This window comes from Novosphingobium sp. MMS21-SN21R (genome assembly GCF_031846015.1).
Lineage (GTDB): Bacteria > Pseudomonadota > Alphaproteobacteria > Sphingomonadales > Sphingomonadaceae > Novosphingobium.
This window is the reverse complement of record NZ_JAVRDU010000001.1, coordinates 2241401-2261660: the sequence shown is the minus strand read 5'-3', so window position 1 is coordinate 2261660 and position 20260 is coordinate 2241401. Positions and strand designations below refer to the sequence as shown.

The following is a 20260-nucleotide window of genomic DNA, read 5'->3' as shown; positions in this document are numbered from 1 at the left end:
ATGGCTTTCGAGCTTTCGGTCAACCTGGAATACGGGTTCCACGAAGCGGGAGAGCGGCTGGAAGACCGCATTGCAGCAGCTGCGGCTGCGGGGTTTTCCAAGGTCGAGACATTCACCATGGCAGGGCGCGATGTCGCCTCGGTGCGTGCCGCGCTAGATTCAAACGGCGTGACCTTGTGGAGCATGGTCAACGATCCCCGCACACGTATTGTCGATCCGCAGACCCATGACGAGTTTCGCGCCAACGTGCGGCAAAGCGCAGAGAACGCCGTCGCTTTGGGGTGCAAGCGCGTGGTCATCGCGTCAGGCCCGGCAGTGCCTTACATGAAACGTGCTGTGCAGCTGCAGATCGTGGCCGACGCCGTGGCGAGCGTGGTACCGATTGCCGAGCAGCACGACCTCACGCTGATCCTCGAAGCAGTTAATACCCGCGTCGATCACCCCGGCGTTCTGTTCGCGATGACCGAGGACAGCGCCAAAGTGGCTAAATTGGTCAAAAGCCCACGCGTGCGGCTGCTCTACGATCTGTACCACTCCATCGTCGAGGGCGAAGACCCGGAGGCCGTGCTTCCGGGCGTGATACATCTGGTGGATCACGTGCAGATCGCCGATGCGCCAGGCCGGGGTGAGCCGGGCTCAGGCGCGATTGACTGGCCTGCGCGGCTCGCGATGTTCGAGCGGCTTGGCTACACCGGAACGATTGGCGTGGAATGCAGCCCGACGCGGCAGCCGACGGGCGAGGCACTTGCCTATATCAAGGGCTTGTGCGCGAAGGGCTGAACTGAGCGGACATGAAAAAGGGGCGGCGCAAGATGATTGCGTCGCCCCTTTTTTATCGCCGAACGCGCCGGTTCAGGCGGCCAGCGACAATTCCTTGGTGTCCTTCGTGGTCGGCACGAAGGGCAGGTAGGAAACGCGCATCCGCACAGCGAACGTGATCTTGTGTGTGCCACCGGCGGGCAGGCCGCCGTTCAGCGCGATGATCCTGGCTTTCTCGCCAAAGTTCCAGCGGTCGTCGTAGACCGTTTCCATTTCATCCAGCGTATAGGTTTTGCCGCGCACGGAGAAGCGGATGGTTTCGCGCGGGAGCTGTTCGCCATCGACGCTGACTTGAATGTCCTCGATCATGGAAAGGCCGAGGCCGCGATAATAGGGCAGGCGGCCGAGGAAGGAGAAACCCCCTTCAACCGTTTCGAGGCTGCCTTCGACGATCATCTTGTTGTCCATCATGGGATGGGTCTCCTTATGCCGCGATCGCGGCAGCAGCGCGGGCGCCTGCCTGCGGGTCGGTCTTGATGGCGGGGTCCTGCGCTTCACCGAGCAGGCGGGCGAGCATGACTTGCTGGCGGCGAACCTGCTCGACCGAATCCGGCTCCTGGAAATCCTCGACCCAGCGATTGCCTTCGTATTCCGAGCAGATGTAGCCCTTGTAGCCGCCCTGCTGCAGCACCTTCACGATCTGGTCGTAAGGGATCGAAGGCTCCACGTAGTCCTCGTTCATCTGGTAGAATTTGCCGTGGACGTTGTGGATGCGGTGCATGAAATCGAGCATGCGCTTCGGCTCGAACGCGGCATTGTGGCGCATGGTTTCGGCCATGCCGATGGCCGGGCCGGTGCCGCCCATCTCCTGCACGTTCAGGATCACGTATTCCGAAAGGACACGGTCCTCATAGGCCTTCTCGATGTAGTCGGCGATGTTTTTGGGCACGCCGATGCGCATGAACTTTTCCTTCCACACCGGCGGGAAAGCGAAGAGGAACATGCCCATGTCGGGCAGGAAGCCCAGCGCATCTGAGCCTGATTTTTCAAAGGCTTCGGCGTGGCGGATGATCCACGGATGGTCGAAATGCAGCGGGGCGTGCACTTCGATCAGGATCTTGATGTCCTTTTCCTCGGCATAAGGCGCGGCGGCCACAAGCACCTCGGGCGCAATCGAGACGAGCGCACGGATGAACTTCATGCCGAGCCGCGCGCCGAAGTCGATATCGTTCTTCACGCTGGCGACTTGTTCGGCGAAGGGCATTTCACGGCCCTTGTAGCGCTTGTAGTCGAGCATGAAATCGTGGCTGACGGCGGTGCAATCATACTTGGCGATCAGCCGGTGCCATTCGTCGACATCGGCCTGCGCCACGCCGCATTCAGGCCAGCCCCAGAAGGTCTGCTCGCCGATGATCTCGATGCCGTTCGCGGCCAGTTCGGCACTGGTGCGAATGCAGTCCTCAAGGGTCATTTTGCCCTGATAGGTCTCATTTTGGTAGGAATAGAGGCTGACGCCTCGCTTGATCGTGCTGGTCACAGGACACCTCTTCACGGTGGGTGGGGGCGGCCGGTCGCAGGCCATCGTTTCTGCTGGAAATTCGCCGAGTTTGATGGCGGAGAGGGGCCGGTGGCAGCTAATGCGCCAAGCGCGTATCAGCGCTCTCTCCTGGGGTCTTGTGCCCTGATTGGAATTTATATTCTTATAAATTGATATCCGCGTCAAGCCTTGGCAGGCCCGGGCTGGCGCGCGGACATGTCATTTCGAATGGTTTCTTCGAGACCGTCCATCGGCCAAAGCAGAACGACAATCGTCTGCAAAGCCAACAGAACGACGGCGCTGCCATAGTAGGCCCAGCGGATCGCCTCCCGCGCGGTGTCGCTGACGTTGTCTGGTGCATATCCAACCGCGCCGAGCAGGAAGGCGAACCCTGCCGTGCCCAGTGCCATGCCGAGCTTGGTTGACAAACTGATCCCGGCGGAGAGCAGGCCTTCGCGGCGAGCGCCGTACTTCCATTCATGGTAATCGACCGTTGCGGCAATCATCGCAAAGGCGGCGGTGATCGTGATCGAGGTTGCCAGGCAGGCGGCGATATAGAGCGTCAGGAACAGCGGCACATTATCTTCGGCCAGTGGGAGTGCCGCGAACAGCAGCGCGCCAACGGCCAACACGTAAGCACAGCCCTTGCGCAGGCCGGTGCGGGCGAGGATTGGCGGACCGACGAAGGATGACAGCAGCAGCATGCCCGATACCGCCGGAAGCATGACCGAAATCATCCACGGCTTGCGCAACACCTCTATGGCGAAATAGGCGGTGGACGACATCATCGCGCCAAAGCGGATGAAATAGAGCAGGCAGGATGCGAAGACGACTAGCCAGGCCTTGTTGCGCAGCATTTCGCGCACGGCGGGCATGATCGCGAAATTGCGCGGGGCGCTGTCTTCGTACCGCTCCTTGCAATTGCGGTAGAGCGCGACCGTGCAGCCAAACCCGATAGCGGCAAACAGGATGGCGACAGACTGGAACCCGCGTTGCTGATTGTCACCACCGAACAGGCCGACCAGCGGCAAGGTAGCAGCCGTGCCGAGTACGACAGAGATCGACGTACCGACCGAGCGCATGCCAGACAGCTTCAGGCGTTCGTCCGGGTTGCGTGTCATCATCGGCATGAGCGCTGTGAACGGAATTGCTTGCAGTGACATCAGAATGCCCAGCGCCTTGAACGTTACGAAGGCATAGGCAAGCTGCGCGCCCTGGCTCCACGCAGGCACATGGAACAGCGCGATGGTGACCAAGGCGTAGGGCAGGGCGGTGTAGAGGAAATAGGGCCGCGTGCGCCCTCTAACGGTGCGCGTCTTGTCTACCGCGATGCCGACGCAGACATCGATCACGGCATCCAGGAGGCGGGCGACGAGGAACACCGTCCCCACGCCTGCCGCCGGGAGCCCGACGATGTTGGTGTAGTAAAACAGCAGGAACCCGCTTGCCATGTTGTAGGCGAGGCTGGTGCCCATGTCGCCCATGCCATAGCTCAGGCGTTCGATAACGGTCAGTCGGTCTTGAGCCACGATCCCTCTCCCGGAATGCAGCGGAGTCCATGCGTCAGAGGCCCAGCGTTTCGCGGGTCAACTGCAGCGATTGCGGCATGGGCAGCGTCGGGAAGTATTCCATTCCGATGGCGCCCTGATATCCAAGGTCTTCGAGCGTTTTGGTGACGTGCGCCCAATCGATGGTTCCTGTGCCCGGCTCATGGCGGTCATCCATGTCCGCCACCTGGACATGCGCAACCAGATGCATCCGTCCTGCCAGCACTTGCGCGATATCCTCGCCCATCACGGCGCTATGCCAGACGTCGTAAAGCAGGCGCAGGTTTGGGCTGCCGACGGCTTCGACCAGATCGAGCCCGAGCGTCGTGCTGACCAGATACATCGAGGCAAACAGACGGGTATTGAGCGGCTCCAGCAGGAGCATCACGCCAACGTCTTCGGCAAGCGCGGCGGCTTCCTTAAGCGCGGCGACGGCGTTGGCGAAGTGGTCCTCGTCGCTCATGCCCTCGACGCGGAAGCCGGACGCCACGATCAGCGCAGGCTTGCCGAGGCAGGCGGTTGCGGCGATCGTCTCGCGCACGGCGGCGATCATCTCGGCACGCTCTGCCGGATCGACGATCGAGCGACGGGGATCAACGCAGATGCCGGTCAGCCCGATGCCGGTTTCGGCGAGTGCTTCGGCAATTGCTCCCATTGGCTTGTCACGCCAGAGATGGAATTCGGCGGCGTGGATACCTGCAGCCTTCGCGGCGCGGATACGCGCGGCAAGATCGCCCGCTTCGGCGAATTGCCATTCGATACATGAGGATAGCGCATTTTTCGCAAGCGTAACCGGCACGTCGATCTCCCAATCGGCGGCCCCACGACGACCTTGTGACAAGGTCCGTTTGCCTGGCGACGTGTTGTCGCTACTTTATTAGAATCAAAGTTCTCATTAATTTGTTGAGGGGTCAAGACCCAATCTGGATTGGGGGTTGGTACAGAGCAGGATGGGCTGGTTCGGCTGCGTGGAATTACTCCGCTGCGACAGCAAGGGGGTATGGCTCGAGCCTTACCGGAATGGCAGTCATGCGCGGCATGGCGTTAATCGGGTCAAGATCGCGGTCGGTGCTGATCAACAGGCCGGTATTCGCTCCGTCACGTTCATAGACGGTGTCCTGCGGCAGCGCGCCCCAGCCGTGGCTCATGGAAACGACCCCGCGCCGAAGGTCGGGCTCGGCAGCGACGATAGCCGGGATACTGCCTGCGTCCGATGTGATCATGATCTTGTCGCCTGCCGAAATGCCCATGGCAGCGATTTCGTCCGGATGCAGGTAGGCTTGGTTGTAGGGCATGCGCTTGCGCAACGCGGGCACGTTGCGATGCGAGCTGTTCTGCACTTCGCGCAGCCGCCGCGATGTCAGCTTGTGGGTGAAGCTTTCGCCGTTGCTCGCCCAAGCCCCCGGCTGCGTGGTTTCGGCATGGACTTGCGCAAGTTCGATCACGACATCGGCAGTGGCTACGGTGAAGCGATCCGTGCAGGCGGGGTCTGCTTCTTCGACAAATTGCGGATCACTGTCGAAGATGTGGCCCAGCTCGTAGGATTTCATCGTCTCGAACGGAACAGGCGCATGGCGTGCGACGATGGCAAGCAGGCTGTCGGTGTCCATAGAACCGCTCATGTCGAGCTGAACACCGTCGAATTCGAGGTTCAGCCTCAGTCTTTGCGCAAGTCCCCAATAGATATGCCAGTCCTCCGGCAAGTCTGATCCGGTCGGCGGTGCCGCGATGGCGGGAGTGTAGCGGGCATAGGGCTGCGTATAGAGGCTTTCATACATGTACATGGTGAGATCGGCGCGCTCGTAGCCCATCAGCGTCGGCAAGATGTAATGAGCCAACTTGGACGTCTCGGTCATGTAAGGATCGATATTGACCAGAAGTTCCAACGACTCGAGCGCGCGGATCGTCTTGTGCTGATCGGGCATGATATTGGCCAGGTTGGAGCCGTGCGAGATCAGCGCGCGGACCTGGCCGGCACCGGGAGCCAGTATCTCATCGGCCAGGATGCCGCTCATCATTTCGCCCCACAGGGTTCCGTAATTGCCGATCCTGCTCTTGAAGCCCTGTTCCCACGACCGTCCGATCTGCGCGACTTGCGCGCGCCGGGTCTGGCGTGCGCGCAGCACCCCAGGGTTGACCACACGCTCGCCTGCGCGCTGAAACCGTCCGCACACCACGTTTATCGTTTCGACCAGATGATCGGCGAGGTTCGAGTGCGGTGCCATGCACACACCGGTTCCGGCCAACGCCCCGCCACGCTTGCAATCGCGGGCAAACATCGCGGTGGCACGGTGCAGATCGGCTGCATCGATGCCTGCGCGGCGCGCCACATATTCCGGCGTGAATGGTGCGACGGCCTCGCGCAGCGCATCAAGGTCGGCGACATGCGCCGCGCAGAAAGCATGATCCTGCCAGCCTTCAGCCAGAATGATTTGCAGCATGCCGGCGGCGATCGTCACATCCTCACCCGGATAGGGCTGCAGGAAGACGTCGGCGAACTTCGCGGTTTCGGTGCGGCGCGGATCGATCACGATCAGCTTGAGCCCGCGCGCGCGGGCTCTTTTCATGGCCTTTGTCGGGTTGGACATGTCAAAATCGGTGCAGGTCAGCGCCACGAGCGGGTTGGTGCCGAACATCATCCGTACATCGCTGTCATGCAGCGGGTGGCGCGGTGCAGACCACATGCCGATGCGCCCGGCTGCGATCATGTGAGCAGACTGGTCGATGGTCAGAGTCGTGAAATTCTTGTGCGATCCCATTGCGGATAGGAAGGCCGGCGCCATCGCCATGGCCGAGGCGTTCAGCATGGCCCCGGCACCCCTGAATGCGGCAATGGCTTCGGGCCCATCGCGTTCGATGATCTCGCCCATTTTTGCGGCTATCTCATCGAGCGCCTGTTCGAGAGGGATTTGCACGAAGCTGCCATCGGGCTGACGCTTGAGCGGATGAAGCAGACGGTCCGGCGCGTAGTACGCGCCCGCTGCCTCCAACCCCTTGATACAGCTGTAACCCTGATTCATCGGGTCATCGCGGTCACCACGCACACCCACGACATGATCGTTTTCGTCCAGCGTGACCTGAGTGCCGCAAAAGACCATGCAGAACCGGCAAAAGGAACGGACTTCGCGCATAGGGGCCTCCCAGTTTCGGCGATCATGCATGGAAGGGGAACAGGTCGTTCCTACCGGACGACAGTGGGGACAATCTTCCGCAAGAACGTCGGGAACGGTGGGCCGTCTGGCGGGCAGTTCTGGATCCAGTCGATGGGCACTGGTTTGGAAGTGCGGTTACTCCAACCTAGCGAGGGGCAGGTTACCCGGTTGCTTAACGGCGGACACCGGTAGGCACTGTTCCTTGGCATAGAACGGGACGGCTGCGCTGCATGGAGTGGCGCGAGGAGAGGTCAACATGAGGCAGGGAGAGGGTGCAGACAGCCTTACCGGTCGCGTAGCAATTGTGACGGGCGGCAGTTCCGGTATCGGCTTTGCCATAGCAACGCGACTTGCAGCAAGCGGCGCAGCGGTGATGATTTCCGGTCGCAACGCCAAAACCGGCCTCGCGGCGCAAGAGGCATTGACGGGGTCTGGCGGTGTGGCTGCGTTCCTGCAAACCGACGTAACCGATGAAGTGGCGGTGACAGAACTGGTTGCACAGGCGGCACGCCAATTCGGGCCGCCAACGCTTCTGGTCAACAATGCAGGACCATCGGGAGACGCGTTCGGCCTGGGGCTTGTCCACGAACTTCCCGCAAGTGCATTTGCCGATGCGATGAACGTTGGTGTCATGGGGGCACTGCTGTGTTGCAGAGCTGTTCTGCCGCATATGATGGCACAGGGCAGAGGGGCGATTGTCAACATTTCGGCGATTGCCGCAGCTCGTGCAATACCGCTGATGGGGGCCTATGCGATGTGCAAGGCGGCTTTGGAAGCCCTCGGCAGACAGGTCGCCAACGACTACGCCCGCCATGGCGTTCGTTGCAATAATCTGCAGGTGGGCACGGTCCGGCCGCAGGCAGGCGACGTATCGACATTACCTGACACCTTCGATCACGGATTGCTCGATCGCGCTATTGCCGCCACGACGATGGCCGGGCGGGTCGGCAATTATGCCGAGGCGGCGGAGGCAGCGCTGTTTCTGCTTTCGGATCGCAGCAGCTTTATCACCGGCGCCTCCATACCGGTAGATGGGGGCGCAACCGGCAAGCTCGCTTATCCCGATTACACCGATGCGATGGGCGATTGATGACCGCGCAGATCATGGGCGTTGTCAGGAAGGTTCGGGATCGCATGCCTTACTGTGGTGAAACTATTCAGGGCTTCGGGCAAAGCCCAGACAGCCGATCGGTATGATCCTTCAACCCGGGCCAAGAGGGCAATCGTGATGTGGAGAGCAACAGTACTGCTGCGCAAGCGCGGTGACATATCCGGCGCATCGTTTCAGGAGGCATGGCTGGACAAGGTCGCACCGGCCATCGGCGAAGCGGTGGCCGCGAACGGCCACGCGATCAGGGCGCTCGTCAATGCTGCACCGGAATCGATCAGCGACGCCTTGCGCGATGTTTTTCCGCCGGCTTTCGATGGCTTGCTCGAACTCTGGTTTGACGATGCCGCAAGCGCCGTCTCGTGCCTTGAAATGCTGCGCAGCAATCCAGTGCTGCGGGACCTCGCCCTGCCGGTGATTGACGGCGCGGCAGGCGTGCTCTGGCTGGCGCAGGCCTTTCCGATCAAGCCGGAAGCTGGTTCTGCCGTCAAATTCCTGGCCGGCGGCGATGTGGCAGTGGGCGTTCCGTTGGATGTTGCTCAGGCCTATTACCGGGAAGAGCATCCCCGAGTGGCCCAGACCGCTCCGAAAGTGTGGGAGCCGTTGACGCGGTACACCCAGTTCCATGGCAGGCCTGACCCTCATGTTCCGGACATAGACTGGCTGGCCGCGGCCCGGTTCGTGCCGATGTGCTCGGACATGGGTTTTGCCGACATCGGCGATTTTCTGAAGGTCTACGGCTCGGATCAATACGCCCGGATCGTCCGCCCCGATGAGCAGAAGTTTTCCCGCCCTGGTGAGATGCTCTCATTCATCAGTGCCGAGGAGCGGGTCCTGTTCGATAGAGCGTAACTGTAACTCATTGACACAAAGGGAATAAGCATTGGTCGGCATCGCACAAGACTACACGGCGTTCTGCAACTGGCTTGGGGCAACCGGGGCTGTCGGGGCAGATTGTGAGGTCGTGGGCGTCAAGCAGCCCAAAACCGGGTTTTCGGCTGATACCCTGCTTCTTGAAATCGCTTCCGATACCGGCCTTGCAGACATCGTCGTGAGGATCGAGCGGATTGGCCGTCACATGTTTCTGAATTCATCGATGGAGCGCCAGGCGCAGATGATGAAGGTGCTGGGAACGTCTGACGTGCCCGTGCCGACGGTGCTGGGGTGGTCGACCGACCTTTCGATACTCGGCTCGCCGTTTCTGGTCATGCGCGCTTGCGCTGGTGTATCTCTGCCGCAGTATCCCAGTTATCATGTTGAGGGGCCGCTGATCGAACTGGCCCCTTCGCAAAGAGCACACGCCTGGAACGACGCGCTGGCGGTCATGGCGAAGATCAACCGTATCGACTGGCAGGCCGGTGGCCGCTTCTTGATGGAGCCTGCTTATGGCACGCTTGGCCTCGATCATTATCTGGGCTGGATCGCCGCCTGGCGACACATGGTTTGCCCGCAAGGAAATCCTATCATCGATGCCGGAATAGCCTACCTGCGGAACAAGCAACCCGCAAATGCCAACGCCGAACTGTTGTGGGGCGATTCCAATCCAGGCAACTTTCTGTTCGGGCCGGACGGATCGGTCACAGCCGCGCTCGATTTCGAGGCAGCCTCGATCGGTCCTGCGGAAATCGATCTTGGCTGGTGGTTTCTCGTCGACCGTATGCTCGCCGCTGGCAATACGCTGCCGGATGGGATGCCAAACCGTTATGAGCAGATCGCCCACTTCGAACGCGAACTGGGGCGGGCTATGGAAGACCTGCCGTATTACGAAGTGTTGGCGGCACTGCGGATGGCGCTAGTGATGGCACGCACGGGCGGGATGCTCATCCAATCGGGGGCGCTCGCGGCTGATAACCAGGTTGGCCTCTACAATCCGGCGGCGACCCTGCTTGCCGAGATGATCGGTGTGGTTCACGACGACCGCCTTGATGATTATTTTGCCATGGTGACGACGATGAACGCCCGTTGAGCCGCAGAGCTGCAGGTCAGGCCGACAATTGCTGCTCGAGTATCATGGTGATCCATTTTTGCTTTATGGCTGGATCGAGCGGAGTCCAAAGTTTCCGGATCGCCGCCCCCGAGGCCAGCAGAGTCGCTGTTTCGACGAGAAACCGGGCATTCACTGCGGAATAGCCGAATTGTTCAAACTGCTCTGCCCATCGGCGGTATATCGGCGTGCGTGCGTCTGATATCCGTCGGCGAATTTCCGAAGCCAGCGTTTCAGACTTGGCCGCATGAAGAGTTATGTCGAGCGACACCAAAAACCGATTGTGGCCGAAGTATTCTTCAAGATCGTCCAGAAGATTATTCAGGACATCCCGGGCGCTCTGGACGGGCCGCTGCATAAATTCAGCGGACATAAGATTGGCTTGATCAAAAGCATATTCCACAGCCGCGAGGGTCAGCGAGTTCTTGGTGGGAAAGTAATGTTGCATACCACCTTTCGAGACACCCGCCCGAGCAAAGACGGGAGCGGTGCGAAAGTTGCTGTGGCCCTTTTCAGCAATCTCGTCATACGCCGCCTTGGCCAGCAGGGCGCGCATCTCATCATTACGTTGCTGTTGACTTCGCCGTGTTGAGGAATGTTTGCCGGCAGATTTTGCGGGCTTTGGCGCGGTCACTGGACTTAGCCCTTCGAACTGGGATGTCTGGCAATAGCTGTGTGCGGTCAGGCAATTTCCACATCTTGTCAATGGGCTGACACCGAGACACAAGCCAGACATAAAACCGTCCAGATGGATTATTTTGTTTGACCTCTCCCAAATTATAGAACACTAGTTTATCGATTATGCCGCAAAATGCGGATAGTCTGCACAGCCCCATCAGGCTGGGAAAAGCAAAAGTACGCCATGACATGCGCTGCAAGCGTCATTGCGTGGCTTTGGGGAGAGAGATCAGTGCTCAAAATCAATCACTTTGGCGCAATCGCGTTCGTTATGCTCACCGCCACCTCAGGCACTGCCATGGCGCAGACAACGGTTCAGCAGGACGATGAAGTTGTTTCTGATCCGGTGTACGATATCGTTGTCACAGCCCAGCGGCGATCGGAAAAAGTTCAGGACATTCCAGTTGCCATTTCGGCCTTCGGAGCCGAACAGATTGAACGGTCGGGCGTCGTCTCGATTGAGAACATCGCGCCGCGTGTGCCCAGCTTCTATTTCGGCAGCTTCGGCGCCACGCGCCCGCAGCTGTATATTCGCGGTATTGGCACCCGCTCGTTCGACCCCGGCTCGGAAAGCTCGGTCGGCGTGTTTTCAGACGATGTCTACATGGGCAGGTCGAGCGGTTCGTTCGGCACGATGAAAGACATCGAGCGGGTGGAAGTTCTGCGTGGCCCGCAAGGCACTCTGTACGGACGCAACACGATCGGCGGTGCGATCAACGTCATCAGCAAGGCACCGACGCCGGAATTCACGGGCAACTTCGAAGCAGGCGTCAGCAATTTTGATGGCTATGAGGTTTTCGGCGCGGTGTCCGGGCCGATTGCGGGCGACAAGATCATGTTCCGTGCGGCAGGATGGACGGTCCAGCGCGATGGCTATGTCCGCAATGTGGCAACCGGCAAGGCCTTCCAGGGCATCGATAACAAGGGTGGCCGTCTCCGTGTAACCCTTGCACCCGTCGATCAGCTGAAGATCGATCTCACCGCAGAGTTCACCGAGGATGGTGATGCAAGTGGTTTTGGTGGGTTCAATCAGGGCACTTTCGGTGCGCCAGGCGTTGTTTTCTTCAAGGGCGGCCGCCGCGTCCCCACGGTCAACACTGGCGACTTGCGCGAAGGAACGCTCTCGTTCGACCCTTTCCTTGACCGCAACGCCCGTTCGCTCATCGGCCGTATCGAGTACGAGGGTGAAGCGTTCACGCTTACGTCGATTTCGGCCAATCGCCGCCTGAGGACCAAGGACGGTCGCGATCTCGAAGGATCGTCGCTCAGCGTACTCGACCAACTCAGCCGCGAGAAATCGCAGCAGTTCACCCAGGAAGTGCGGCTGACGTCGGCGCCTGACGGTTCGTTGTCGCTGGGCGGAAAGATTGACTGGATTCTGGGCGGATTCTACTACCGTGATACCAGCGTTCGCGCTGACACGTTTGTGCTGGGGACCGATAGCGCAGTGCGGGCCGCCGCAGGCACGTCGGCTACCGACGTTGCAAGCTCGGATTACAAGATCGAAAGCTATGCCGTGTTCGGGCAGGCGGTGATCCATTTGACCGATGCGCTCGACGTGACGCTCGGCGGACGCTACTCTCACGACAGCAAGCGCGCAGTGCAAACCGGGACAACGACCGACGGCGCGCCAATCATTGCAGCGCCGTTCACCACGACCAATAGCGCGACATACAAGAGCTTCGATCCGCGCATCGTGGTCAGCTACAAGCTGTCTGGCGACGCCAATGTCTATGCGAGCTATTCGACCGGTTTCAAAAGCGGCGGCTTCCAGTATGTGCCATTCTCGAAGGCACAGGCCGACGTCCTGTTCGCGCCTGAAGACATCAAGGCCTACGAGGTCGGCTTCAAATCCGAATGGCTTGATCGTGCGTTTTTGTTCAACGTTGCTGGCTTCAAGTACGACTACAAGAACCTGCAGGTTTCGCGGATCATTCTGGCGGGCAACGCGCCAGTATCACTGATTACCAATGCCGCATCGAGCACGATCAAGGGTGTCGACCTTGAAATTGGCCTGCGTCCGACGCGGAACTTCAGGATCAATATCGCCTACGGTTACCTTGACGCGAAATACGACAACTATGCGTTCAACGCGACGACGGACTTTTCCGGGACCCGGATGGTGCGTGCGCCGAAGCACAGCATGAACATGGGCGCTGAATGGGAAGCGGAACTCGGCGGCGACACGCGGCTGATCCTGCGTGCAGATTACGCTCTGACCGGTACGTTCTTCCACGAACCAGGCGAAGGCAACATTCGTTTCGGCACCGGCATACCGCTGACCCGCGAGGCATCGTATGGTTTGCTTGATCTGCGGGCGACGCTTTCGAATGGTCCATGGCAGTTGACTGCCTATGCCAGCAATGCAGGCGATGTGTCATATCGCCGCACGGTCAATGCCTTGGGCAGCACCGTGGTAGGATTTGCCGGGGCGCCCCGGATTTACGGGGCAAAGATTGGCTACAGCTTCTGACGTTGCCTGTCTGGTCGGTTGCGAACAGAGGCCCACCTTTGGTCGCAACCGACATCCTGTCAGATCGAGAGTTTCGCTCATCGTGTACCAGAACCACAAGCAAAGTGCCGATCGATTGAACGTCCTTCCGCCCCGCCGATCGATACTGGCAGCCGATCCAGCACTGGATCATGTCTTCAATGGCCGCTATCCTGCTTGGCGATGATCATGCAGCCTGTGTCAGTCGGTGGCCCGCCGACGCCCGCCAGTTCGGCACCTGCCGCTATCATCGATTCCGAAGATCCCGCCGTGAAGGAGTTCGCGGCGGTTGCTGCTGGAGGCTGCGCGGATAATCGTGGCGCCGCTGTGGCCATCTACTATGCCGTTCGCGACGGGTTCAGGTATGATCCATATACCGTCGACCTGTCCATCGCCGGGCTCTCTGCCAGCGGCGTGCTGCAATCGGGCCGAGGCTGGTGCATCCCCAAGGCGGCGCTGATGGCGGCATGTTGCCGGGCTGTGGGTATACCCGCCCGCGTCGGCCTCGCCGATGTGCGCAATCACCTGGCCACCAGGAAACTGCTCGACATGCTCGGCACTGACGTTTTCTATTGCCACGGTTATACGTCGGTCTGGCTGGAGGGCCGTTGGATCAAGGCGACGCCTGCGTTCAATCGGGAGCTTTGCACCCGCGCCGGGATCGCGCCGCTAGAGTTCGACGGGTGCGTGGATTCAATCAATCACCCGTTCGACCTGGCGGGCCAGCGGCATATGGAATATCTCGCCATGCACGGCGAATTCGATGAAGTTCCCCGCGACTATGTCGTCGCGACGCTCACACAGCGGTATCCCTCGCTGAAGCAACTGCCCGGTTCCGACTGGGATGAAGACATCGAAGAGGAATTCAAAGCCTCCTGAACGGTTCAGAAATCGTTCTAAGTCACCAGCGAGATCAACCCGGTTGCGCCGCCAAGGTAGGCTGGGAGCAGTTCGGCCTTCACCACTGCATGGTCGAGTTGCAGTTTTTCGCCATCACTGAGCGAGTCTACGCGGCCAGCGCATGTTGAAGCCAGATTCTTGATGGCGGTCATCAAAGTCGGCTGGCCTTCGATCCAGAATCCCGCAGAAACCCGGTCTTGCACACCCTTGGTGTCCGGCTGCTGAGGTCCGAAACCCGCCCGCGCAAGACCCGGCTCAAGCGCAAGTGCGCTGGCAGTGGCTGAGGCTATGTCTGCCAAGGCCGCGTTCACGCCAGCGCTGATGCCTCCGTCGCGCGCGGCCTTGTCGTAGGCCTGCTTGCCGAGGAACATCGTGCGGATCATGTTGCGGGCTTCGCGCCGCTGGATAAGGTGCGAGAAAACCGACATTTCGGAACGGATCGCGCCGTCCATCGGCTGCATCAGGCCGAGTTCCACGCAGTCGAGAATAGCGACAGGGGCGGGCTCATGGCCCAGCATCCTGTCAATTTCGCGTGTCCGATGACGGTCGATAACCTCGGCATAATCGCGATGCGCCAGCGGCCTTGCATGTGGCTGGTCCCACGGCTGGACAGCACGGGCCTTGTCTGACAGCAGCCAGGCTTCAGCGGCGGCTACTTCGCTACCTTCATCGACAATTTCGTCGACAAGCCCTGCCGCAAGCGCCTGAGCGCCTTGCAGGTTGCGCCCCAGCAACAGGACTTCCAAGCCGATTTCCACACCGACGAGGCGGGGCATGCGCTGCGTTCCGCCTGCGCCGGGAAGCAGGCCTACCGCGCATTCGGGAAGGCCGAGCATTGCCCGCTTCGATCCGGTCGCAACCCGGTAGTGCGCGCCCATCGCCAGTTCGCAGCCACCGCCCAGCGCTACGCCCGCGATTGCGGCGGCCACAGGCTTGCCCGCCGTTTCGATCCGGCGGATGGCGTGGCCGAGCGGGAAGAAGTGACCAAATGCCATGTCGAAGCGGTCTGCCGCAGGCGCGGCGGAGATCATGTCATAGGCAACTCCGAGTTCGGTCAGGTCCGCGCCTGCGCAAAAGCCGGTGGTCTTGCCCGAGCGTAGGACCACGCCCTTGACGTCTGCGCCGTGGAGCCATTCTGCGAACTGGCCAAGCTCATGAATGGCCTTGTTCGAGAACACGTTCATCGATCTTTCTGGGCAATCGAACACGAGGTGGACCAGTCCGTTGTCTTGCGGTTCAATGCGGAACTGGGTGAGATCGGGGATTGTCATGTGGCCTCTTTTGTCCGGCTACGCGGCTTTCTGAACTTGCCCGCATCATCGCGGACTGGCTGGCTTGTGCATTTGACCGAGCGCGGGTGCTTGGCCCGAGCCAGATGGTCGCTGAGAAATGCGCTGAGTTGAGGGGCGGAAAGATCGTTGTGGGCTTCGATTGTGGCATGGACGATTGCGCCAAGATCGGCATCGGGCAGACCGAACACCGCGCAACTGCGGATTGCCGGATGGCGGAGCAGCGCCGCCTCAACTTCGGCGGGCCATATGTTGATTCCGCCGCTGATGATCAGGTCGTCCTTGCGGTCGGCCAAGTAGAGATAGCCGTCCGCGTCGACATGGCCGACATCGCCGACGCTTTCCCAGCCGTCTGTTGTTGCGCGGCGGTTTGCGCCGAAGTAGCGGTATGTCGATCCGGGTCCACCGGGCGGCATGGCGAAGACCTCGCCATCCTCGCCCACGGCTGCTTCGCTGCCGTCAGGACGGACGATGCGGATGCGCCCCGCGCCAATGGGCTTGCCAACCGAGCCGGGACGCTCAATCCATTCGCGCCCACCGATCCAGCAGCGCACAAGTCCTTCGGTGGCACCATAGACTTCCCAGATGTGATCCGGGCCGAGCCAGTCGATCCACGCCTGCTTGAGCCACGGGGCCATGGGGGCTGCGGTGTGAACCACCGTGCGCCACTGCGACAAGTCGAACGTGTCCCGCCTGTCCTCAGGCAATGCCATTATCCGGTGCATCATGGTGGGCACCATCAGGGCCCAGTTGATGCCCTCTGCTTCGATCACGCAGAGCGAGGCTGCAGCGTCGAACCGGTCCATCGTCACCACGGTGGAGCCGCTCCACAAGGCGAAAACCGCAGCGCTGAACGGCGCATTGTGATAGAGCGGGCCGGGTACCAGCACCCGGCCATCGCGCGGGATCGCGATGAATGTTGTTTCTTCCGGGAAGCCAGCCGGGCGCGCATCAACGATGACTTTTGGGGTGCCGGTGCTGCCGCCGCTGGTGCAGGCCTTCCAGGACGCCGCGATGTGGCGGCCTGCGTCGAGAGTTGCCGTTGGTGCGTAATACGCAGTTTCCAATAGTGCCGCATCAACGAACAGGCCCGGCTGCATCGTGGCGAGGATGGTATCGCGCTCGGCAGTCGGCAGTCGCGGCGAAAGCGGGGCCGGGGTTGCGCCCGCCTTGTAGATCGCAAAGGTCAGCGCGAGGAATTGCGGGCCATTGGGCAGGGCGTAAGCGACGAGATTGTCAGGGGTGACGCCGCGTGACCGCAACCACCCGGACAGCTCGCGGGCTTGCGCATCGAGTTCGGCAAATGTCAGCCGCTGCTCGCCATGGATCACCGCCTCGCGCGCCGGATCGTGGCGCGTGAGGCAGGTGGCCAATGCCAGGAGTTCGGGTTCAGAAGCCGACGGCATCTGCGCCCTTGAGCGACAGGATTGCGCGGGCTTCATCAGGCGAAGCCACTTCAAGGCCGAGGCCTTCGATGATCTGACGGACTCTGGTCACTTGCGCGGCATTGCTTTGGGCAAGCTGGCCGCGCCCAAGCCAGAGGGAATCTTCAAGGCCCACGCGAACGTGGCCGCCCATCGATACGGCCATCGCGGCCACTTTCATCTGGTTGGCCCCTGCTGCCAGCACCGACCAGCGGTAATTGTCGCCGAACAGTCGGTCTGCCGTGCGCTTCATGTGCATCACGTCGTCAGGATGTGCGCCGATGCCTCCGAGCAGGCCGAAACAGGTCTGGATGAACAGCGGCGCCTGCACCAGTCCTTCGGACCAGAAGTAGTGCAGGTTGTAGAGGTGGCTGGTGTCGTAGCATTCGAACTCGTAGCGGGTGCCGGTGGCATTCAGCGTATCGAGCGCGTAGCGGATGTCCTTGAAGCTGTTGCGGAAGACAAGGTCGTGGCTGGCTTCGAGCATTTCCGGCTCCCACGCGTGCTTCCATTCGCGGTCCTTCTTCAGCATCGGGAACAGGCCAAAATTCATCGAGCCCATGTTGAGGCTGGCGACTTCGGGCTTCCACACTTCGGCAGGCTTCACCCGGTATTCCACCGGCATGTAGGGCGATGCGCCGGTCGTCAGGTTCACCACGACGTTGCTGCTCTGCTTGATCACGCGCAAGAACGGCTCGAAATCCTCGGGCGTATGGACCGGCTTGCCCGTTTCGGGATCGCGCGCGTGAAGGTGGACAATGGCGGCACCGGCTTCGGCGGCACCCAGCGCGCTCTCGGCAATTTCCTGCGCGGTTACCGGCAGGTAGGGCGACATCGACGGAGTGTGGATCGAACCGGTAATCGCGCAACTGATGATGACTTTGTTCGCGGCCATGGTCATTGCTCCTTCAGGGCGTTCATGCTGTCGCGCCAGCCGCGTGCGAGGCCTTCGCGGTGGCTGGGTGCAGCTATGCTGATAAGGGCTTGGGCACGCTGGTCGTGACCAAGATCGCGCAAATCCGCGACGCCATTTTCGGTGACGACAAGGTCGACGTCGAAGCGCGAGAGCGAAACGGGGCCATGGCCTGCAGCGGCAGGAACTATGCGGCTGGATGAACCGGCACTTGAAGGCAAGGCGATGATCCGCAGGCCACCGTCCGAGGCGCGGGCACCACGGGCATAGTCCCCTGCGCCGCCCGGCCCGGACATGAAGCCGCGTGACGAGGCCTCGGCATGGACCTGGCCGTAGAGGTCTACTTCCATCGCCGAATTGATCGTCACCAGCTTGTCAATCCGGGCAAGCGCGGCGGGATCGTGCGTGACGGTCACCGGGCGGAACTGGAAATGGGGATGGTCCAGCCCGGCGTAAAGCTCCGCGCTGCCGATCGCGACGCCTGCAAGCGCCGATGGGCCGGCGGCCATTGCGCCCGAACGGACAAGTGCGAGCGCCCCGTCTCCGATCAAGCCGCTGTGCAGCCTGAGGCCTCGGTGCCCACCAAGCGCCCGCAGCACCGCATCGGGAATTTTGCCTAGCCCGGTCTGCAAGGTTGCCCCATCGGGCACGAACGGAGCAATCAGCGCCGCAATCGCCTCGCTGATCGCGTCGGTGCCACCATTCATCGTCCTGAGCGGCTGCGCGCTTTCGAAATAGCCGGTGAGCTTGCTGAACGGGATCCCCGGATCACCGGGCGTGCGCGGCATCAGCGGGTTGATATGCGCGATCCGCACAGGAATTTCGGGCCAGAGCGCGGCAATGAAAGCGGTTTCTGCGCCGAAACTGCAATGCCCGTTTTCGTCGGGTGGACTGCACATCATCAGCGCCGCCGCAGGGGGATTGCGGCGGTAGTGGCGTAGAATGTCGTGATAGCACAGCGGCAGGAAGCGGCTGCGCTGGCCTTCGCGCTTCAGTTCGGGCGTCTGGAAAAATGTCAGGATGGAAGCTTCCGGGCCAGCACTCCAGGTTGCCTTGTTAAGGCCGGGCACGAATATGCCGGAGAACCTCATCGCCCCAAGCGCAGGCCCTGCGGCAGCGACTTCGGCTACCAGCAGGTCAGATTCTGCCGGGCTTGCAGAAACCAGTGTCAGACCGCCAGGCGGCAGGACGCCGGGCAGGTCTCCGGGGCGCAGATGGCGCGGTTTCATCTGATGCGCCCCTTCACCGCTTACTTGACGTACTTGTGGAAGTCCGGCGCGCGCTTTTCCTGGAACGCGCGCATTCCTTCCTTCGACTCCTCGGTGTCGTAGAACAGCTTGACCGAGTTGAGTGCCATCATCGAGATGCCGCGAATGTTGTCGCTGTCGGCATTGAAGCTACGCTTGGCGAGGGCAATGGCCGTGGGCGAACGCTGGCCGAGCATCTCGGTCCATTCGTTGACGGCAGCATCAAGGTCCGCGAGCGGGACGACCTTGTTCACCAAGCCCATCTCGAGGGCTTCCTGCGCGCTGTACTGAAGGTTCAGATACCAGATTTCGCGGGCCTTCTTGTCGCCGACATGACGGGCGAGGAACGCGGTGCCCCAGCCTGCATCGACCGAGCCGACCTTCGGGCCGACCTGGCCGAACTTCGCCGTGTCGGCGGCGATGGTCAGGTCGCAAAGCGTGGCAAAGACATTGCCGCCGCCGATGGCAAAGCCGTTCACGCGGGCGATAACCGGCTTTGGAATATCGCGGATGATCGACTGGAATTCGTCGATCGGCAGGCCGACGATGCCGCGGCCGTCATACTGGCCATCCTTCGCGCTTTGGTCGCCGCCGGTGCAGAAAGCCTTGTCTCCCGCGCCGGTCAGCACGACGGAGGAAACGCCGCGATCATCGGCGGCAAGCTTGAATGCGGCGATCATCTCTTCGATGGTCTGCGCGCGGAAGGCGTTGTACAACTTGGGGCGATTGATGATGACCCACGCGGCGCGGCCGCGTACTTCGTAGATGATGTCTTCGAACTGGGGGGTGCTCATTGTGCATCCTTTCCTTTGAAGTTCCGGTAGATGGCGCTGGTCCGGGCGACGGGTTTGCCGTCGGCGGTAACAAGCGCCTGGGTAAAAAGCAGCGTCCGGGTGGTGCGCAGCAAGGTGACATCGGCCACGACCCACGATCCCAGCGGCGCGCCGCCGAGATAATCGACAGAAAGCGAAACTGTGGGCGTATGATCGTCGGCCCCGCCGCTATAGGTACGCACGGCCAGCGCCTGCCCGTCGGCAAACGTGGCCAGCGCTCCGCCGTGCATCACGCCAAATGCGTTGCAGTGGTGTTGCGCGACCCGAACGGCGAGGCGGGCGCCTTGCCGGTCAAGCCAGATCCCGCCAAGCGACCATTCCCCAACACCGGTGTTGAAGTCACAGGTCCAGTTACCTGGCAGGTCTGGTTTATCGAACGTCTGCATGGGTTTGACCGA

The 20260-nt window shown here is 61.1% G+C and carries 18 protein-coding genes; 6 read left to right on the top strand and 12 right to left on the bottom strand.

Translation table 11 applies throughout. From position 1 onward, the window contains the following. Window positions 1-780 (top strand): TIM barrel protein, encoded by a 780-nt coding sequence (locus RM192_RS10800; protein ID WP_311507551.1) that lies wholly within the window; start codon window positions 1-3, stop codon window positions 778-780. Window positions 781-852: 72 nt separating this feature from the next. Here the strand turns inward: RM192_RS10800 and RM192_RS10795 are convergent, their stop codons facing one another. The 5 genes from RM192_RS10795 to RM192_RS10775 all read right to left on the bottom strand — a co-directional run bounded on the left by RM192_RS10795 (window position 853) and on the right by RM192_RS10775 (window position 6974). Further along, entirely contained in the window at window positions 853-1230 is a 378-nt protein-coding gene (locus RM192_RS10795; RefSeq protein WP_311507550.1) for a DUF6379 domain-containing protein, read from the bottom strand. Between the two features lie 13 nt (window positions 1231-1243). After that, window positions 1244-2296 (bottom strand): TIM barrel protein, encoded by a 1053-nt coding sequence (locus RM192_RS10790; RefSeq protein ID WP_311507549.1) that lies wholly within the window; start codon window positions 2294-2296, stop codon window positions 1244-1246. Between the two features lie 182 nt (window positions 2297-2478). Continuing rightward, on the bottom strand, window positions 2479-3825 hold the full coding sequence (locus tag RM192_RS10785) for a glycoside-pentoside-hexuronide (GPH):cation symporter (protein ID WP_311507548.1): 1347 nt from the start codon (window positions 3823-3825) through the stop codon (window positions 2479-2481). 34 nt (window positions 3826-3859) lie between these two features. Beyond that, window positions 3860-4642, bottom strand: a complete 783-nt coding sequence (locus tag RM192_RS10780; RefSeq protein ID WP_311507547.1) for a TIM barrel protein — start codon at window positions 4640-4642, stop codon at window positions 3860-3862. A 175-nt stretch (window positions 4643-4817) separates the two neighbouring features. Beyond that, entirely contained in the window at window positions 4818-6974 is a 2157-nt protein-coding gene (locus RM192_RS10775) for a molybdopterin-dependent oxidoreductase (RefSeq protein WP_311507546.1), read from the bottom strand. A 277-nt stretch (window positions 6975-7251) separates the two neighbouring features. On the opposite strand from RM192_RS10775, the gene RM192_RS10770 reads away from it, so the two are divergent. The 3 genes from RM192_RS10770 (at window position 7252) to RM192_RS10760 (ending at window position 10069) form a co-directional block, all read left to right on the top strand. Continuing rightward, window positions 7252-8085 carry an SDR family oxidoreductase gene (locus tag RM192_RS10770; protein ID WP_311507544.1) on the top strand — a complete coding sequence of 278 codons (834 nt, stop codon included), beginning with the start codon at window positions 7252-7254 and terminating at the stop codon, window positions 8083-8085. Between the two features lie 138 nt (window positions 8086-8223). Beyond that, entirely contained in the window at window positions 8224-8955 is a 732-nt protein-coding gene (locus tag RM192_RS10765; RefSeq protein ID WP_311507543.1) for a hypothetical protein, read from the top strand. Window positions 8956-8986: 31 nt separating this feature from the next. Continuing rightward, on the top strand, window positions 8987-10069 hold the full coding sequence (locus tag RM192_RS10760) for a phosphotransferase family protein (protein WP_311507542.1): 1083 nt from the start codon (window positions 8987-8989) through the stop codon (window positions 10067-10069). A 16-nt stretch (window positions 10070-10085) separates the two neighbouring features. On the opposite strand, the gene RM192_RS10755 is transcribed toward RM192_RS10760, so the two are convergent. Further along, window positions 10086-10721 carry a TetR/AcrR family transcriptional regulator gene (locus RM192_RS10755; RefSeq protein ID WP_311507541.1) on the bottom strand — a complete coding sequence of 212 codons (636 nt, stop codon included), beginning with the start codon at window positions 10719-10721 and terminating at the stop codon, window positions 10086-10088. Between the two features lie 276 nt (window positions 10722-10997). On the opposite strand from RM192_RS10755, the gene RM192_RS10750 reads away from it, so the two are divergent. Further along, entirely contained in the window at window positions 10998-13238 is a 2241-nt protein-coding gene (locus tag RM192_RS10750) for a TonB-dependent receptor (protein ID WP_311507539.1), read from the top strand. 201 nt (window positions 13239-13439) lie between these two features. After that, on the top strand, window positions 13440-14135 hold the full coding sequence (locus tag RM192_RS10745) for a transglutaminase family protein (RefSeq protein WP_311507538.1): 696 nt from the start codon (window positions 13440-13442) through the stop codon (window positions 14133-14135). A 17-nt stretch (window positions 14136-14152) separates the two neighbouring features. On the opposite strand, the gene RM192_RS10740 is transcribed toward RM192_RS10745, so the two are convergent. From RM192_RS10740 to RM192_RS10715, 6 genes are read right to left on the bottom strand one after another with little or no spacing between them, the layout of a single operon-like run. Then, the gene (locus tag RM192_RS10740; protein WP_311507536.1) at window positions 14153-15427 is read right to left on the bottom strand and encodes an enoyl-CoA hydratase-related protein; all 1275 of its coding nucleotides are present in this window, start codon (window positions 15425-15427) and stop codon (window positions 14153-14155) included. Then, window positions 15424-16851, bottom strand: coding sequence for an AMP-binding protein (locus tag RM192_RS10735; RefSeq protein WP_311507535.1), 1428 nt, complete (start codon window positions 16849-16851; stop codon window positions 15424-15426). The genes RM192_RS10740 and RM192_RS10735 overlap by 4 nt, the downstream gene beginning before the upstream one ends. Next, window positions 16835-17764: a 3-keto-5-aminohexanoate cleavage protein gene (locus RM192_RS10730; protein ID WP_311507534.1), complete on the bottom strand. Its 930-nt coding sequence runs from the start codon at window positions 17762-17764 to the stop codon at window positions 16835-16837. The genes RM192_RS10735 and RM192_RS10730 overlap by 17 nt, the downstream gene beginning before the upstream one ends. Before the next feature lie 2 nt (window positions 17765-17766). Then, window positions 17767-19011: an acetyl-CoA hydrolase/transferase C-terminal domain-containing protein gene (locus RM192_RS10725; RefSeq protein WP_311507533.1), complete on the bottom strand. Its 1245-nt coding sequence runs from the start codon at window positions 19009-19011 to the stop codon at window positions 17767-17769. 20 nt (window positions 19012-19031) lie between these two features. After that, window positions 19032-19823, bottom strand: coding sequence for an enoyl-CoA hydratase-related protein (locus RM192_RS10720; RefSeq protein WP_311507532.1), 792 nt, complete (start codon window positions 19821-19823; stop codon window positions 19032-19034). Then, window positions 19820-20248, bottom strand: a complete 429-nt coding sequence (locus RM192_RS10715) for a PaaI family thioesterase (protein ID WP_311507531.1) — start codon at window positions 20246-20248, stop codon at window positions 19820-19822. Before RM192_RS10715 ends, RM192_RS10720 begins: the two co-directional genes overlap by 4 nt. Window positions 20249-20260 lie beyond the last annotated feature (12 nt).